The organism is Enterobacter cloacae complex sp. SHL018 (assembly GCF_049237905.1).
In the GTDB taxonomy this organism is placed as follows: Bacteria; Pseudomonadota; Gammaproteobacteria; order Enterobacterales; family Enterobacteriaceae; genus Enterobacter; species Enterobacter hormaechei_C.
This window is the reverse complement of record NZ_JBMKJE010000008.1, coordinates 1-16507: the sequence shown is the minus strand read 5'-3', so window position 1 is coordinate 16507 and position 16507 is coordinate 1. Positions and strand designations below refer to the sequence as shown.

Genomic DNA, 16507 nt, shown 5'->3' with positions numbered 1-16507 from the left:
CCTACAAGGTGCGGTGTTCGTAGGCCGGGTAAGCGCAGCGCCACCCGGCAACCGCGCCCTCAGTTCTGCAATACGGACGACACCAGCAGCTGGGTATACGGATGATGGGGATCGTCGAGCACGCGGTCGGTTAACCCACTTTCCACCACCTGACCCTGCTTCATCACCAGCAAGCGGTCTGCCAGCAGGCGCGCGACGCCTAAATCGTGGGTGACAATCACCACCGCCAGGTTTAGCTCCACCACCAGGCCGCGCAGCAGGTCGAGCAGGCGAGCCTGTACAGAGACGTCCAGCCCGCCGGTCGGTTCATCCATAAACACCAGCTTCGGATGGGTGACGAGATTGCGGGCAATCTGTAAACGCTGCTGCATGCCGCCGGAGAAGGTGGTCGGCAGGTCGTCGATGCGCGAGGCGGGAATTTCAACCTCTTCCAGCCAGTGCTGCGCCGTGGCGCGGATGTTGCCGTAGTGGCGCGCGCCGGTGGCCATCAGCCGTTCGCCGATGTTGCCCCCCGCCGACACCTGGCGGCGCAGGCCATCCATCGGGTGCTGGTGCACCACGCCCCACTCGGTGCGCAGCAGGCGGCGGCGATCGGCTTCACTCATGCCATACAGCGACACGCCCTCATACAAAATGTCGCCATTCTGCGGCGTCAGGCGCGCGGAGATGGACTTCAGCAGGGTGGTTTTACCGGAGCCGGACTCGCCGACAATGCCCAGCACTTCGCCCGGCCACAGCTCAAACGACACGTCGCTAAAGCCTTTGCCCGGCGCATAAAGGTGAGTCAGGTTATTAACCGAAAGCAGCGGTTTCATTGGCTGTTCGCCTCGCTCTGTTGGCGGCAGTAATCGGTGTCGGAGCAGACAAACATCCGTTTGCCCGTGTCGTCCAGCACCACTTCATCCAGATAGCTATGCTTCGAACCGCAGATGGCGCACGGCTCGTCCCACTCCTGCACCGTAAACGGGTGATCGTCAAAATCCAGGCTCTCCACACGGGTGTACGGCGGTACGGCGTAGATGCGTTTTTCACGTCCGGCGCCAAAAAGTTGCAGGGCGGGCATCATGTCCATCTTCGGGTTATCGAATTTCGGGATCGGCGACGGGTCCATCACGTAGCGGCCGTTCACCTTCACCGGGTAGGCGTAGGTGGTGGCGATATGGCCGAAGCGGGCGATGTCCTCATACAGTTTGACCTGCATGATCCCGTACTCTTCCAGGGCGTGCATGGTGCGGGTTTCGGTTTCCCGCGGCTCAATAAAACGCAGCGGCTCCGGGATCGGCACCTGGAAAATCAAAATCTGATCTTCAGTCAGCGGGGTCTCCGGAATGCGGTGACGGGTCTGGATCAGCGTCGCGTCTTCGGTTTTTTCGGTAGTATTAACGCCCGTTACGCGCTTAAAGAAGTTGCGGATCGACACGGCGTTGGTGGTGTCGTCTGCCCCCTGGTCGATGACCTTAAGCACGTCCGCTTCGCCGATCACGCTGGCGGTGATCTGAATACCGCCCGTGCCCCAGCCGTAGGGCATTGGCATTTCGCGGCCGCCGAATGGCACCTGGTAGCCGGGGATCGCCACTGCCTTAAGGATGGCGCGGCGGATCATGCGTTTAGTTTGTTCGTCCAGATAGGCAAAGTTGTAGCCGCTTAAGTTAGCCATTGGCGCGCTCCCGTTGCAGGCGTTTCAGCAGTTCCAGTTCGGCCTGGAAATCGACGTAGTGCGGCAGCTTGAGGTGCGAGACAAAGCCGGCGGCCTCAACGTTATCCGCGTGGGCCAGCACGAACTCTTCGTCCTGTGCCGGGCCTGCAATATGCTCGCCGTAGTCCGGCGCCTGGAGCGCACGGTCAACCAGCGCCATCGCCATCGCCTTGCGCTCGCTCAGGCCATACACCAGCCCGTAGCCGCGGGTAAGGTGCGGATCTTCATTCTCTGGCGCGACAAAACCGTTGACCATTTCGCACTCGGTCATCAGCAGTTCGCCGATGTTCACCGCAAAACCCAGCTCTTCCGGCACGATTTCAATGTCGATATAACCGCTGCGGATCTCTGCCGCGAAGGGGTGGTTGCGCCCATAGCCGCGCTGCGTGGAGTAGGCCAGCGCCAGCAGATACCCTTCATCGCCGCGCATCAGCTGTTGCAGGCGAGACGAGCGCGAACAGGGATAGACCGGCGGCGTGCGGGTGATGTCATCCGGTGTGCTGCCGGTGTCCTCTTCCGCCTTCGCCAGCCCCTGGTTTGCCAGCAGGCTAAAGACGTGCGGGGAGGCGTCTTGTTCAGCGTCAGAGACGCTGAGCTGCGGTGTTTCACCGTTCGCCAGCAGAGTGAAGTCCAGCAGGCGATGGGTGTAGTCGTAGGTCGGACCAAGCAGCTGGCCGCCAGGAATATCTTTGTACACCGCAGAAATACGGCGCTCTAATCGCATTTCCGCCGTATTCACCGGCTCGCTAACCGCCAGCTTCGCAAGCGTAGTGCGGTAAGCGCGCAGCAGGAAGATGGCTTCCACGTTATCGCCGCTGGCCTGTTTCAGCGCCAGCGCCGCCAGTTCGCGGTCCGCGATGCCGCCTTCGGTCATCACGCGGTCGACGGCCAGGTTTAACTGCTGTTCAATCTGGGCGACGCTCAGCTCGGGAAGGGCGTCATCCCCCCGGCGTCTGTGCGCCTGCAAGGCATGGGCGGCGGCGATCGCCTTCTCGCCCCCTTTGACGGCAACGTACATCAGCACACCTCCACGTGAGTGGTTCTCGGGATCGCCAGCAGGCGCTCGCCGCAGGTCAGGATCAGGTCGATACCGAGCGGGAACGGATGCGGGCGCTCGGTCAGCTCATGAATGATGCACTCCGGCAGCTGGGGGGCGACCATCCGCTCGTCGGCAATCCCTGCACCCGTCAGGCGCAGCATGCGGCCACCGCTCAGGCTGGAGACCTGCAAAATCAGCGTAGCGCTGGTTTCTGGTGCGACGGCGCTGCCTTCGCTCAGGGCGTTAAGCTGTTCGTGGCTGATTTGCTCGTCGGCCACGGCGAAGACCGCCTGCTGGGGCTGCTCGACCAGCGGCGCGTTGGTGTGAAAGCGCAGGTTCTGGCTGGCGATATCGTTCAGCAATGCGCCTGACAGCCATACCGGGGTGTCGTTGTCCGCCAGGGTCAGCAGCACGCTGGTCGAGGCGAGGTTCAGCGGCAGCCAGCCCTGGGAGAGCTGGTGCAGCGAGACAATGACGCCCGGCTCGCTCATGGCTTTCAGCAGGCGACGGAAACTCTGTTGGGCATCCTGGACGGCCAGGGTAAAAGCAGGTTGAAGCGTCATGCGTTGTCTCCGCGAACGAGCGTAAAGAAGTCGACCCGGCTGGTATTCACTTCGGCCTGACGCGCGGCAAGGCGTGCGGCGCGGTCGGCTTCCAGCGGGGCAATAAGGGTTTCCATTAACGTCTGAAAATGCGGCTGTTCCTGTAAAAGCGCGTCGATCGCTGCGCAGCGCTCGGCGTGCGTTTTGTCGCGCCCAAGTACGTAGCCGTAGCCCAGCGTGCCGCTTTTCAGGCGGATCACCGCGCGGGTGAGGGTGGCATCGCCGGCGAAGAAGCGCTCGCCGGTGCCGCCCATGCGTGCCTGGATCTGCACCAGGCCGATCTCCGGCGCGCGGATCGTGTCGTAGTCCGGCGTCAGGCCGAGCGTGCTCATGCGGGCAGCCAGCGCATTAGGCTGGCTGTGGGCCAGCACGCGCATCCAGCGCTGACGAGTGGAGGTGTCGAAGTGCATTCAGTGCTCCATGGTAAATTCAATCATGTCGGCGCGGGTCAGGCTGACGGAGTATTCCGTTGCGTTGACGTCGCCGTCACGGTGGTTGAGGGTGCGCACGCAGAGCAGCGGGGCCATGTTGGGGATCTCCAGCACCTTGCTCTCTTTCGCCTGCGCGCGGCGGGCGCTGATGCGCGTCTGGGTGCGTTTGAGCGCGATACCCGTCGCGTCCTGAAGAAAATCATGCAGGGAACCGCTGGCGAAATGTTGCAGCACGGGCCAGAGGGTGAGGTCCGCGAAGTAGTGGTCGATCTGACAGACCGCCACGCCGTTCACCCGGCGCAACGTGCGCAGGTGAACGACGTTGTCGCCCTCCTGAATCCCCAGCGCGTCCGCCACGTGGCGGGAGGCGGGGCGCAGGACTGACAGCAGCTTTTCGCTGGTGGGGTGGCTGCCCTGATCGAGCAGGTTCTGGCTAAAACGCGCCTGGGCATTGAGCGGGTAGTCGAACGGACGCATCAGCACCAGCACGCCGACGCCCTGACGGCGCTGGACCCAGCCGCGCTCCACCAGTTGATCGATGGCGCGACGCAGGGTGTGGCGATTCACTTCGTAGCGGTCGGCAAGCTGCTGCTCGGCGGGCAGGTAGTCTCCGCAGCGGTAGTGCGTGCGCAGCTCCACTTCGAGCTTTGCCGCAATCTCTTGCCAGCGGGTGGGGTAACTGGTCGGATGTCTGGATAAGTGCATACAAATCAAAGCCTCGCTTCTCAGATGAAGTGCTTACGCAAACGTTGAGAGAGGAAATCCAGCAGGCTGACGGTGACGATGATGAGCACCATCAGGGCGCAGGTTTGCTGGAACTGGAAACCACGAATGGCTTCCCACAGGGTGACGCCAATGCCGCCTGCGCCCACCATGCCGACCACGGTGGCGGAGCGAACGTTGGACTCGAAGCGGTACAGGGAGTAGGAGATGAGCAACGGCATCACCTGCGGCAGGACGCCGTACAGGATCTCTTCGATTTTGTTCGCTCCGGTTGCGCGGATGCCTTCCACCGGGCCGGGCTCGATGGCTTCAACCGCTTCGGAGAGCAGCTTGGAGAGCACGCCGGTGGTGTGGATGAACAGCGCCATCACGCCCGCGAACGGACCCAGGCCGACGGCGACCACGAACAGCATCGCAAAGACCATTTCGTTGATGGCGCGACAGGCGTCCATCAGGCGACGCATCGGCTGGTAAACCCACCACGGCACGATGTTTTCGGCGCTCATCAGGCCAAACGGAATGGAGAGGATCACGGCGAGGGCGGTGCCCCAGACGGCAATTTGCAGGGTGATCGCCATTTCACCGAGGTAGTCCTGCCACTGGCTGAAGTCCGGCGGGAAGAAGTCGGCGGCGAAGGTCGCCATGTTGCCGGAATCTTTGAAGAGCAGCAGCGGATCCATCTCCGCGCCCTTCCAGGAGATAACGAGCACCGCCAGCAGAACGGCCCAGCTTATGAGCGAGAACCAGCTGCGCTTTGGCGGCGGGAGGGTGATGGTTTGCATGTTGGCTCCTTTGGGTTTAGTCCCCTCTCCCTTGAGGGAGAGGGTTAGGGTGAGGGGGAAATGTGCGTGTTGATGCCCTCACCCCGGCCCTCTCCCACAGGGAGAGGGAGAAAGGCGTTACTGCACCGCTTTATTCACGCTGGTCATGGCGCCGAGCGCGGCGGTCAGGCGGTCGAGATCGTCCAGCTGCGCCTGAATTTCCGACACTTTGCTGGTCTTCTCTTCTTCCTTCAGACCCTTGTTATCCTTCACGCCCTGCATCTGCTTGAACAGCGCCAGCTGGCGAATCGGCACCAGCTGCAAATCGCTGGACGCGCGGAACGGCGCCCAGCCCAGACGTGCCAGAACCGCTTTCTCTTCCGGCGTTTTGCCGTAGTTCATAAAGAAGTCGTAGACCTTGTCCTTGGTGTTCTCTGAGAGGTTTTTGCGCCACACGATCGGGTCGCCCGGGATCAGCGGTGATTTCCAGATAACCTTGATTTCCTTCAGCTTGTCCGGCGCGGAGGTCTTCAGCTTGTCGAGGTTTTCAGTGTTGTTGGTGGCGACGTCAACCTGCTTATTCGCCACGGCCAGGGCGTTGGTTTCGTGGCTGGCGTTGACCGTGCGCTTAAAGTCGCTGGCGGAGACGTTGTTTTTCGCGAAGACGTAGTAGCCAGGGACGAGGAAGCCGGAAGTGGAGTTCGGGTCGCCGTTACCAAAGGTCAGCTCTTTGCGTTTGGCGAGCATGTCGTTGAGATTGTTGATTGGGCTGTCTTTGTTAACGATGAGCACGCTCCAGTAGCCCGGGGAGCCGTCTGCCGCAACGGTCTGGGCGAAGACCTGGCCGTTCGCGCGATCTACCGCTTCCATAGCAGAGAGGTTGCCATACCAGGCGATGTCGACTTTGTTGAAGCGCATTCCCTGAATGATGCCCGCGTAGTCCGGGGCGAAGAAGGCGTTTACTTTGATCCCCAGTTTGGTTTCCATATCTTTCAGGAACGGTTCCCACTGCGGCTTCAGGTTTTGCTGTGATTCCGTTGAAATGATGCCAAAGTTCAGCGCTTTTTCCTGTTCCTCAGCGTAAGCAGGGCTTAGCAGGGTGCTGATGCTGAACATGCTGGTGAAGGCCAGCGCGGCAACGGCTTTGTAGTTCATGTCCATTCCTCGTTATGGGGACGTTAAGCAGCCTGCGCGCGCTCTTCGACGCGGTTTACGCTGCGGTAGAGATGATCGAAACGTTCGTTATCAAACTGGTGGCTTGCGCCATCGAAGAACACATGGCCCTGACGCAGGGCGACGATGCGCTCGCAGTAGCGCAGGGCGTAATCCACCTGATGCAGCGTCACCACCACGGTGATGCCGTCGTTCTGGTTGATGTCGCGCAGGGTTTCCATCACGATGCGGGCCGATTCCGGATCCAGCGAGGCGATAGGTTCATCGGCCAGAATGATTTTGGCTTTCTGCATCAGGGCGCGGGCGATGGCGACGCGCTGCTGCTGTCCGCCGGAGAGCGTGGAGACGCGCTGGTGGGCGAAATGCGCCATGCCGACGCGGGTCAGCGCCTGTAAGGCTTCTTGCTTCTGGGATGGGGAGAACCAGCGCAGGCAGGTGCGCCAGAACGGGGTGCTGCCGAGCGCGCCAATCAGCACGTTCTCGAGCACGGTCAGGCGGTTCACCAGGTTGAACTGCTGAAAGATATAGCCCGTCTGAGCGCGGCTTTTGCGAATATCGCTCGCCAGACGCCCCGCATGTTGCACGGTGTTCCCCAACAGTTCGACGCGGCTTTCCGGCGTTTTGTCACAGGTAATCAGGCCGCTCAAGTGACGAAGAAGGGTTGATTTACCTGAACCAGACGGCCCCAACAGCGCCACCATTTCGCCCTGCTGGACGGTCAGATCAACGGCATGCAGCGCCTTGTTGTGATGGAAGGTTTTGCTCAGTTTCTCGACGCGAATGACAGTTTGCATGTGCCGGGCCTCACGATAAATGTGGCCTCATGCTGGCGCATCAATATGACATTCAGGTTAAGTGTTGGTTGCGGGAGTTTGAAGAGTTGAGGGGAGTTTGATGACAATCACCGCAGGCCCGGTCAGCGCAGCGTCTCCGGGCGCTGTTGCCGGATGCGCTGCGCTTATGTGGCCTACGATTTAACGACGTTAATCATCCACGGCACGCCGTATTTATCGGTGACTTTCCCGAATCCGTGCGCCCAGAAAGTCTCCTGCCAGGCCATTTCGACATTGCCGCCATCAGAGAGGTTGTCGAACCAGCGTTTGCCTTCATCCACGTCCTGCGTGTCGAGCACCAGCGTAAATCCGGCGTACTGCGTGCTGCTACCGGGTGGCAGACCATCGCTCATCATGATATCGCTGCCGGCAATGCGGACATTAGAGTGGGCGATGGCGGTATCCGGGAAGTTCATGCCTGACGGACAGCCTTCTTCGCTGTTTTCGTCTTTGGGCATTTCGCCGAAGGTGATTTTGTAGAGGAGTTCTGCGCCGACGGCCTGCTGATAGAAGGCGGTCGCCTCCGCACAGTTGCCGGCGAAAGAGATGTAGGGACTTAACGGCATAATCTTTACCTCACGTAAGAAAAGCCCGTTAAGTGTAGTTCCCGAACGCCCGGTAAGCGAAGCGTCACCGGGCGGGACAATCAGTTCTTTTTCACGAACTCAGATTTCAGTTTCATCGGACCGAAGCCGTCAATTTTGCAGTCGATATTATGATCGCCTTCAACCAGACGGATATTTTTGACTTTAGTGCCGATCTTCAGCATGGAGGAACTGCCTTTTACCTTCAGATCTTTCACAACGGTAACGCTGTCGCCGTCTGCCAGCAGGTTGCCGTTTGCGTCTTTCACGATCAGCGCATCGCTGTCCTGTGCAGGCTCCGCATCGTTCCATTCATGGGCGCATTCCGGGCAAACGAACATGCCATTGTCTTCATAGGTGTATTCAGAATTGCATTTCGGGCAGTGTGGAAGTTGCATGTTGGTATCCTCAAAAGTGTTAACACGCTGGAAAACGCCAGCTAAATGACGGCAGTGTGCCGAAAAAGGCAGCGAGTATAACGCAAATCCCCACTTTTGTCGGTGATATTGTTTTATAAAAATAGCGCATAAATGCGCAAGCGATGACACGAACTGTCAGTGAATTAAGGGAAGCTTAAGCCCTGAACGGCAGAGATCGTAATCATGCTAAATGTATCGAATATTTTATTACAGCAAATTGCTACGCTGTGCCATTTCGGATAAGGTGAAGGAACAAGCCGTTATTTATCTATCCTCTTCTGACGCCATACATCTTTTGGCGCCAGGGAATACCTCTCTTTTTTGGTGGGTAAATAACGATGATATATCCTGATGTTTCCTGAAAATGCGTTTTGTCTATTCACTTTTGGCTTTCTGGCCAGGGGATGTTTTACACGTATTACGAGGGTGGGTTTTAAATTCTCATTATCTTCAGTTAGTTGTATTAAATGAACATGTTTTCCATACGTGATCATATAAGCCTGAAAAGTATAATTAAAACATCGTGGCTTAATAAAAGTAATAAATTTGCGTTAAGGGAAGGCTTTTATCATGCACACACAGACCATATTTGAATTAAGCCAGGAAGCTGAACGATTGTTACAGCTCGCTCTGAACAATCTTGATTCATTAAAATCTATGCCGATTGCAATGCTGGATAGCACAGCTGCTGCGATGAGCGGCGTTAATAACAACGTTTTGCCGTTACATTTTAGCGCACGGGGTGTCGACGCTCAGCAGGCGATGCTGAATAACGAATTACGCAAAATAACCCGCCTCGAAATGGTGCTGGCGATTGTGGGTACCATGAAAGCGGGAAAATCGACCACCATTAATGCGATTGTGGGCACGGAAGTGCTGCCGAACCGCAATCGTCCGATGACGGCACTTCCCACGCTGATCCGCCATACGCCGGGCCAGAAGGAGCCGGTGCTGCATTTTTTGCACGTTTCGCCCATCGATACCCTGATTACCCAGTTGCAGAAAAAACTGTGCGATAAAGATCGCGGCAAGCTGGCGCGGCGTCTGGAAATCGACAAGGACATGAATACGCTGCTGGAGCGCATAGAAAGAGGTGAGGCGTTTGAAAAACATCACCTGGGCGCGGAGCCCATCTTTCATTGTCTGAAAAGCCTGAACGATCTGGTGCGGCTGTCTCAGGCGCTGGGCGTGGAGTTTCCGTTCTCTGAGTATGCCGCGATAGAACATATTCCGGTGATTGAGGTGGAGTTTGTGCATCTCGCCGGTCTGGATGCGCACCTGGGGCAACTGACGCTGCTCGACACGCCGGGGCCGAACGAGGCCGGTCAGCCGCACCTGCAAAAAATGCTCAGCGAGCAGCTGGCGCGCGCCTCCGCCGTGCTGGCGGTGATGGACTATACACAGCTTAAATCTATTTCTGATGCGGAGGTTCGTCAGGCAATTTCGGCTGCCGGCAAATCCGTGCCGCTTTACGCCCTGGTCAACAAATTCGATCAGAAAGATCGTAACAGCGACGATGAAGAGCAGGTGCGGGCGATGATTTCCGGCACGCTGATGAAAGGAAATATTTCTCCGGGGCAAATTTATCCGGTCTCTTCCATGTGGGCCTATCTGGCAAACCGCGCCCGCTATGAGATGAACGTTCATGGGCGCCTTCCCGATCATCAGGATCAGCGTTGGGTACAGGATTTTGCCGAGGCCGCGCTGGGCCGCCGCTGGCGAACGGCCGACCTGGACGATATTGACCATATTCGCCATGCGGCGGATCTGCTGTGGGAGGATTCGCTGTTCGAACAGCCCATCCGCAAACTGATTTACGCGGCTTACGCCAACGCCTCGCTGTTCGCTTTGCGGTCGGCATCGCATAAGCTGCTGAACTATGCGCAAAATGCCAGAGAATACCTGGATTTTCGCCATCAGGGACTGACGGTCGCTTTTGATGAGCTGGAGCTGAATATTGCGCGTCTGGAAGAGGATATGACGTTGCTGCGTCAGCGGCAGAGCGTGGTGAGCGATGAGGTCCAGCATGAAGTTGAAGAGGCGCTCAACACAACGGATGCATTCCTGCTTCGCCAGAAAGGTGAACTTCACCAGGCGCTGGGCGACATTTTTAGCCGCCCGTCTATTCTTGATTTAGCAGGGCGCGAGCCATCCAGTTTGCGTGCAGACGACGCGGATGCGATCCAGCAGCTGGTGCTTGACGATGAAGGGCAGGCGCAGATTGTCCTGAGCAAGATCCGATCGTCATGCGAGCAGATTATGCTGAATGCGCAGAGCAGAATTGGCCGGGAGCTGGCGTTACGCTTCGATCAGCTGGAGTCTACGCTCGCCCGATCGTTGAATGAGGCGATGCGACCCATCGAGACGCGAATTAAGGAGCAGCTCAGTCATGCCGGATTTCGGGCGCGGATTAGCTTCCCGGCGTTTCAGGCAAACCAGCTTAATTTCAATACGCGCGGCTTATTTAATGATGCCATTGTGCAGGACACCCCTCCCGCCAGTCAGCCAGCAGGGGCAGGCAGCGTACGTAATACCGTCTCGCGCTGGCTCAATAATCCCGGCTGGGGCTGGGAAGAGTATGTCGTGACGCGCACACGCTATGTCATCGACATCGTTCAGCTTCATGGCAAATTTACGCAACATATCGATCAGTTTTGCGATCAAATACGTAAAGCTTTGGCCGCGCAGGTCGATGTCTCTGTTACGGCAGGTATGGCAACGTTCTTTGCAGAGTTTTCGTTGTGCCTGACCGGGTTACAGGAAAGCTTGCGTGATAGCCTTGCCGTGCGGCAGCAGAATGAACATTCAACCCGGGCGCTTAGCCAGTTGTTGAAGCAAAGTATGACTACTGCGGCGTGGATTCAGGAAGATACCCGACTGTTACGCGATGATATTCAAACCTTATTCGCGGCAGAGCAACCATGACAACACAGCTACTGGACGGTCCCGGGCGGACGCTGGAGTGTATTCATCCAAAATTTATGGTCGATTTGGTCCAGGGGGCGGACGCTGCACGTCACTCCCTCCTGGGGCCACAGCAACTGCAATTTCGTGAGCGTTTGACGCAGGAGATCATTACGCAGACCCGGCTGCGGCCGTGGGCAATGGCGGGAATGCTCAACGAAAATGCAGCGCTGCGGCTGGGTCTGGCGGAGAAACTGGCCGGTATGCTCGACCCCGGACACCTTGCGCTGACCCGTATGTCCGACAGGCTGGTAGCCCTGCGCCAGCAGGTGAATCCACGCCTCCCTCAACCGCCCGGATTGTTGCAACAGTACGAAGAGCTCTCCTCACATTTCAACCAGCGTGCCGCCTATAAAGAGAAAGCGCTCGCGCAGCGCGGCCTGACGGTTCAGGCGGGTGAGCACAGCGAGCAAATTTTTACCCGCTGGCGAGCCGGGCAGTATGACGGCTGGTCGCTGGCTGGCCGCTGCTTTATCGTGCTGGAAGAGTTGCGCTGGGGGGCGTTTGGCGATGCCTGTCGTCTGGCGAATAGCGATGTGGCGGCCATGCTGAAAGATAATCTGCGCAGCATGGCCGCAAACTATCTGGCACAGGGAATTAATGCTTCTCCCACCACCCGGCATTTTTACCATCAGTGGCTGACGACGCCCGCTTCTCCCGGTCTGATTGATTATAAAGATATGCTGGGCTGGCTGGGGGACTGGTGTCAGGCGGATAAACATCCGGTGAGCTGGTCAGTGACGCAGAGCTGGCAAACGGTCGCGCTGGGAATGCCGAGACTCTGTTCGGCAAAACGGCTGGTGGATGGCATGGTGGAAGAGATATTTGGTACGTGATTGCCCCCTCTTTTTAAGGAGGGGGCGAAAGGGTTAGTGGTGCATTTCTACCGCTTCAGGTTCTGTCCGGGACTCAGGCACATGCCCAAAGCGTCTGGCATACAGTGCCGTGATGACAGGGACCAGAATTGCCGTCACAATCACGCTGGCGGCAACCAGAGCCGTGGCGGAAGCGGCCACGGGTTCAAAGGCCGGGTTAATCTGGGCGATAATCACCGGGTTGGCTACCGCAGCGCCTGCGGCCGAAGAGGCGGCCACGCCCGCGGTTCCGTTGCCGCCCCCGATGACGCGGTCTGCAATAATCAGTGGAATACCCGTGATGACGATGACGGCAACACCCAGCACAATGCCCAGCAGGCCGGTTTCCAGAATCACGTTCAGGTTGATGGTATTGCCCAACGCGAAGCCGAAGAACGGGATCAGTACCGGGGTGGCTTTGCTGAAGAAATCACGCAGATCGTGATCGAGGTTGCCCAGCGCAAAACCAATCAGGAACGGCAGGATCGCCCCGACAAAATGGTGTGGTTCAAAAGAGGCAAGGCCGGCAGAACCCAGAATCAACATCGTCATCAGCGGACCCGACTCCAGGGACATCAGCACGAACGCGCCCGATTCTTCTTTGGTGCCATATTGATTCATCAGGCTGGCATAGAGACCGCCGTTGGTCATATCCATTGCTGAGACTATGGCCAGAACGGATAATCCGGCGAAGAAGCCGGTCTGAATTCCATTCTCCGGAATGAACATTGCACAGATCATGGCAACAACCCAGGCGACCGCAATTTTAGTAATGACCAGCGTCCCTGATTTACGTAATACCGTACCTGTTGCACGCAAGTTAATTGATGCGCCGATGCAAAAGAACCAGACTGCCAGAATCGGTACCGTTCCGGTAATCATACCTTTTGTAAAACCGCCAAAATAAGCACCGGTATTCGGGGCTAGCGTATTTAATATCGCGCCAAGTACCAGCGGGACCAGCATCATCCCGCCCGGGATGCGTTCTATTGTTGCTTTAATCTTCATCATTAACCCTCACATCTCGTCCGCATGGCTGGCGGAAAGCTCAAAAAATAGATCAACAAATTCAAAAGATTGCCTTTTTTAGGGCCAATCGATTCGTTATTTATGCTGTAGAGCGAAATTCAGGTGTTCAGCATTCCTTCATTTGAAAGCCGCTGGGATATCGTGTTCGGATTTATCATGCGATCTTTGGAATTGTGATTCAATGAAAATAAAACGCTGTTTTAGTTATCTTCGTCACATATTGAATGTAAACAGGATTGCCCACTGTTAATAATTGAATTTTGTGTAAATTCGCTGTGAAGAAATGTGCTTGCATTTTGTTTGGGGAAGAATAATAACGGGCGTTAAGATCTGTTTGATAAGGGGGTTTAGAATGACCTTATTTATCGTGAATTGACAAAAGCTGAAGGCAACTTACGAACAGGAAAAATAAGTGTGAAGTTGATCACATATATAAACGCTGGTAGGGTAAAAAGGTCTTTAACTGCCCAGACAGGCGTCAACAGGTTCGGTTGTATTGAGGTAAAACGTCAATGTAAGTAAACCTGCTACGCTTGAATAAGGAGATTCGCATGGAGCGGATCTCTGGTTCACAGCTTGCAAAATGCGCTGTGAAACGGACGGGGCTGAGTCTACGAGGAAAGCTATGCTTAGAAGGAAAAAAGTAAAACCCATCACGCTGCGCGATGTCACCATTATTGATGACGCGAAACTGCGCAAAGCGATTACAGCGGCCTCGCTCGGTAATGCGATGGAGTGGTTCGATTTTGGTGTTTACGGCTTTGTGGCCTATGCACTTGGTAAAGTGTTCTTCCCTGGTGCCGATCCCAGCTTGCAGATGATTGCTGCGCTGGGTACGTTCTCCGTTCCCTTCCTGATTCGTCCTCTCGGTGGCCTTTTCTTCGGCATGCTGGGTGATAAATATGGTCGCCAGAAGATCCTGGCTATTACCATTGTCATCATGTCGATAAGTACATTCTGTATCGGCCTTATTCCGTCGTATGCAACTATTGGTATATGGGCGCCGATTCTGCTGTTGATCTGTAAGATGGCGCAGGGCTTCTCCGTTGGTGGCGAATATACCGGCGCATCGATTTTTGTCGCTGAATATTCTCCGGACCGTAAACGTGGCTTTATGGGCAGCTGGCTGGACTTTGGTTCGATTGCCGGTTTTGTCATGGGCGCGGGGGTTGTGGTTCTGATCTCAACTGTAGTGGGTGAAGAGAACTTCCTTGACTGGGGCTGGCGTATTCCGTTCTTCCTGGCGCTGCCGCTGGGCATCATTGGGCTTTATCTGCGTCACGCCCTGGAAGAGACGCCTGCGTTCCAGCAGCACGTTGAAAAGCTGGAGCAGGGTGACCGTGAAGGGTTACAGGATGGCCCGAAAGTGTCGTTCAAGGAGATTGCGACCAAACACTGGCGCAGCCTGCTGACCTGTATTGGTCTGGTGATTTCCACCAACGTGACCTATTACATGCTGTTGACCTACATGCCGAGCTACCTGTCGCATAACCTGCACTACTCGGAAGACCACGGTGTGCTGATTATTATCGCCATCATGGTGGGTATGCTGTTTGTGCAGCCGATTATGGGTCTGCTGAGCGACCGCTTTGGCCGTAAGCCATTCATTATTCTCGGCAGCGTCGCCCTGTTCGCACTGGCAATCCCGGCCTTTATTCTGATTAACAGCAATGTGCTGGGGCTGATTTTCGCCGGTCTGCTGATGCTGGCGGTGATCCTCAACTGCTTCATCGGGGTGATGGCTTCTACGCTGCCGGCAATGTTCCCGACGCATATTCGCTACAGTGCGCTGGCGGCAGCCTTTAATATCTCCGTTCTGATTGCGGGCCTGACGCCGACGCTTGCTGCTTCACTGGTGGAGAGCACGCAGAACCTGATGATGCCTGCTTACTATCTGATGGTCATTGCGGTGATCGGCCTGATTACCGGTATTACCATGAAGGAGACGGCGAATCGTCCGTTGAAAGGGGCAACGCCTGCGGCGTCTGATATTCAGGAAGCGAAAGAGATCCTGCGTGAGCACTACGATAATGTAGAGCAGAAGATTGAAGATATTGACGCAGAGATTGAGGCGCTCCAGACAAAACGCTCTCGCCTTGTCGATCAGCATCCGCGAATTAACGAGTGATAAAAAAACCCGCCGCTGGCGGGTTTTCTTTTATTAGCATCCTGCGGCAATATAGTCGCCGCCGGCGCTGACGGGGATCACCGTCAGGAACAGGATCGTCGCGAACAGCATCAGAACAATCCCTCCGGCAATTTTGACCATCGGCATTACCCAGTTCAGGGACGTGCCGCCGCCAAACCAGGCTACTGTGCGTTCACGCGCGTAACGTACTGCCAGCGACAGCCCCATAATCGACAGCGCCGTGCCCAGCGACATTGTCATCACAGCAGCAATCCCCCAGCTAATAATACCGAGCGCATTCGAGAACATCAGGATCATAATTGCCCCGCTGCACGGGCGTGCGCCAATGGCCAGCACCACGCCCAGACGGGTTTTCCAGTCGCTTTTAGTCAGATCCACCCCTACGCCGTGATGGCCGCAGCCACAGCGTTCATTATGCTGGTGAAGCGGCTTGATGGCGCTAATCGCCATTTTGCGCGGACGCAGGCTGCTGAGCGCCTGATAAATGATAAACGCACCGAAGACGGCAATCAGCACGGCGCTGATTTTCTCGACGTACCAACGGCTGGTGCTGATATCTCCTGACGCGAGGTTCAATCCAACCGCCAGGATAAAGACAAAGACGATCGCGCTGACGCCCTGCATCATGCTACCGATAAACGGTACGACGCGCGCCGCGAGCTGGCTCTCTTTATTGGTGGTGAGATACGTGGTAACGATAAATTTGCCGTGCCCAGGTCCAACGGCATGGAGTACACCATAAAGAAACGCACCGGTTAACAACCATAGCCCACCGCTGTACTGATCATTATTAAGTTGCAGCAGATACATCACCAGATATCGGTGCAGGGTGATCTGGGTGGCGAGGCACCACTGAATAAAAGCATTCCAGTGCGTATGCAGTGCAAAACCTGCCATAAGTAACACCAGCACGGCGAGCCCGGCGGTTGGGATACGCCAGTCACGTTGAAGTCGTTGTGTCGTCATGAGGTTGGCCCGCGAGAGAAATATTTGCCGCTAGTATAGTGTTCAAATCGCTGGATCACACCGGGATCGTCAATGGATTGTGGATAAGTCTGTGCGTAAAAAGGTATAAGGCGGGGTTTTGCTGGGGAATACAGCAGTCAGTCATTTTTTTGCAACTTTTCTGTTGCGGTCGCTCGGGAACTCCCTATAATGCGCCTCCATCGACACGGCGGATGTGAATCACTTCACAGACAACCCGGTCGGTTGAAGAGAAAAAATCCTGAAATAACGGGTTGACTCTGAAA

General features: G+C 56.4%; 16 protein-coding genes. 3 read left to right on the top strand and 13 right to left on the bottom strand.

What is annotated here, in order from left to right; all coding sequences use genetic code 11:
• Window positions 1–59 precede the first annotated feature (59 nt).
• The 11 genes from phnK to ACOTY5_RS21045 form a co-directional block, all read right to left on the bottom strand.
• Window positions 60–815 (bottom strand): phosphonate C-P lyase system protein PhnK, encoded by a 756-nt coding sequence (phnK, locus tag ACOTY5_RS21095; protein WP_015570221.1) that lies wholly within the window; start codon window positions 813–815, stop codon window positions 60–62.
• The gene (phnJ, locus tag ACOTY5_RS21090; protein ID WP_006810438.1) at window positions 812–1657 is read right to left on the bottom strand and encodes an alpha-D-ribose 1-methylphosphonate 5-phosphate C-P-lyase PhnJ; all 846 of its coding nucleotides are present in this window, start codon (window positions 1655–1657) and stop codon (window positions 812–814) included. The genes phnK and phnJ overlap by 4 nt, the downstream gene beginning before the upstream one ends.
• Window positions 1650–2714, bottom strand: a complete 1065-nt coding sequence (locus ACOTY5_RS21085; RefSeq protein WP_017382652.1) for a carbon-phosphorus lyase complex subunit PhnI — start codon at window positions 2712–2714, stop codon at window positions 1650–1652. The genes phnJ and ACOTY5_RS21085 overlap by 8 nt, the downstream gene beginning before the upstream one ends.
• On the bottom strand, window positions 2714–3298 hold the full coding sequence (phnH, locus tag ACOTY5_RS21080) for a phosphonate C-P lyase system protein PhnH (RefSeq protein WP_003860219.1): 585 nt from the start codon (window positions 3296–3298) through the stop codon (window positions 2714–2716). Before phnH ends, ACOTY5_RS21085 begins: the two co-directional genes overlap by 1 nt.
• Window positions 3295–3747 (bottom strand): phosphonate C-P lyase system protein PhnG, encoded by a 453-nt coding sequence (gene phnG / locus ACOTY5_RS21075; RefSeq protein WP_015570223.1) that lies wholly within the window; start codon window positions 3745–3747, stop codon window positions 3295–3297. The genes phnH and phnG overlap by 4 nt, the downstream gene beginning before the upstream one ends.
• Entirely contained in the window at window positions 3748–4473 is a 726-nt protein-coding gene (gene phnF / locus ACOTY5_RS21070; RefSeq protein ID WP_006810434.1) for a phosphonate metabolism transcriptional regulator PhnF, read from the bottom strand.
• A 20-nt stretch (window positions 4474–4493) separates the two neighbouring features.
• Complete coding sequence (gene phnE / locus ACOTY5_RS21065) at window positions 4494–5273, bottom strand: phosphonate ABC transporter, permease protein PhnE (protein WP_032620758.1); 780 nt, start codon at window positions 5271–5273, stop codon at window positions 4494–4496.
• Window positions 5274–5390: 117 nt separating this feature from the next.
• A complete protein-coding gene (phnD, locus tag ACOTY5_RS21060; protein WP_032104778.1) occupies window positions 5391–6407 on the bottom strand; it encodes a phosphonate ABC transporter substrate-binding protein in 1017 nt (338 codons plus the stop codon).
• A gap of 23 nt (window positions 6408–6430) precedes the next feature.
• Window positions 6431–7219 carry a phosphonate ABC transporter ATP-binding protein gene (gene phnC, locus ACOTY5_RS21055; RefSeq protein ID WP_003860210.1) on the bottom strand — a complete coding sequence of 263 codons (789 nt, stop codon included), beginning with the start codon at window positions 7217–7219 and terminating at the stop codon, window positions 6431–6433.
• 173 nt (window positions 7220–7392) lie between these two features.
• Window positions 7393–7824: a VOC family metalloprotein YjdN gene (gene yjdN / locus ACOTY5_RS21050; RefSeq protein ID WP_003860208.1), complete on the bottom strand. Its 432-nt coding sequence runs from the start codon at window positions 7822–7824 to the stop codon at window positions 7393–7395.
• Window positions 7825–7904: 80 nt separating this feature from the next.
• Entirely contained in the window at window positions 7905–8240 is a 336-nt protein-coding gene (locus ACOTY5_RS21045; RefSeq protein ID WP_003860206.1) for a zinc ribbon domain-containing protein YjdM, read from the bottom strand.
• Window positions 8241–8831: 591 nt separating this feature from the next.
• Here ACOTY5_RS21045 and crfC point away from each other — a divergent pair.
• Both crfC and ACOTY5_RS21035 read left to right on the top strand, forming a co-directional pair.
• Entirely contained in the window at window positions 8832–11186 is a 2355-nt protein-coding gene (gene crfC, locus ACOTY5_RS21040) for a clamp-binding protein CrfC (RefSeq protein WP_045141419.1), read from the top strand.
• Window positions 11183–12061, top strand: coding sequence for a diguanylate cyclase regulator RdcB family protein (locus ACOTY5_RS21035; RefSeq protein WP_015570229.1), 879 nt, complete (start codon window positions 11183–11185; stop codon window positions 12059–12061). Before crfC ends, ACOTY5_RS21035 begins: the two co-directional genes overlap by 4 nt.
• Window positions 12062–12094: 33 nt before the next feature.
• On the opposite strand, the gene kdgT is transcribed toward ACOTY5_RS21035, so the two are convergent.
• Entirely contained in the window at window positions 12095–13087 is a 993-nt protein-coding gene (gene kdgT / locus ACOTY5_RS21030) for a 2-keto-3-deoxygluconate transporter (RefSeq protein ID WP_017382657.1), read from the bottom strand.
• A 646-nt stretch (window positions 13088–13733) separates the two neighbouring features.
• Here kdgT and proP point away from each other — a divergent pair.
• Window positions 13734–15236, top strand: coding sequence for a glycine betaine/L-proline transporter ProP (proP, locus tag ACOTY5_RS21025; RefSeq protein ID WP_015570231.1), 1503 nt, complete (start codon window positions 13734–13736; stop codon window positions 15234–15236).
• Window positions 15237–15269: 33 nt separating this feature from the next.
• Here proP and ACOTY5_RS21020 read toward each other — a convergent pair whose 3' ends face one another.
• Window positions 15270–16223, bottom strand: coding sequence for a nickel/cobalt transporter (locus ACOTY5_RS21020; protein WP_045141418.1), 954 nt, complete (start codon window positions 16221–16223; stop codon window positions 15270–15272).
• Between the last annotated feature and the right edge of the window lie 284 nt (window positions 16224–16507).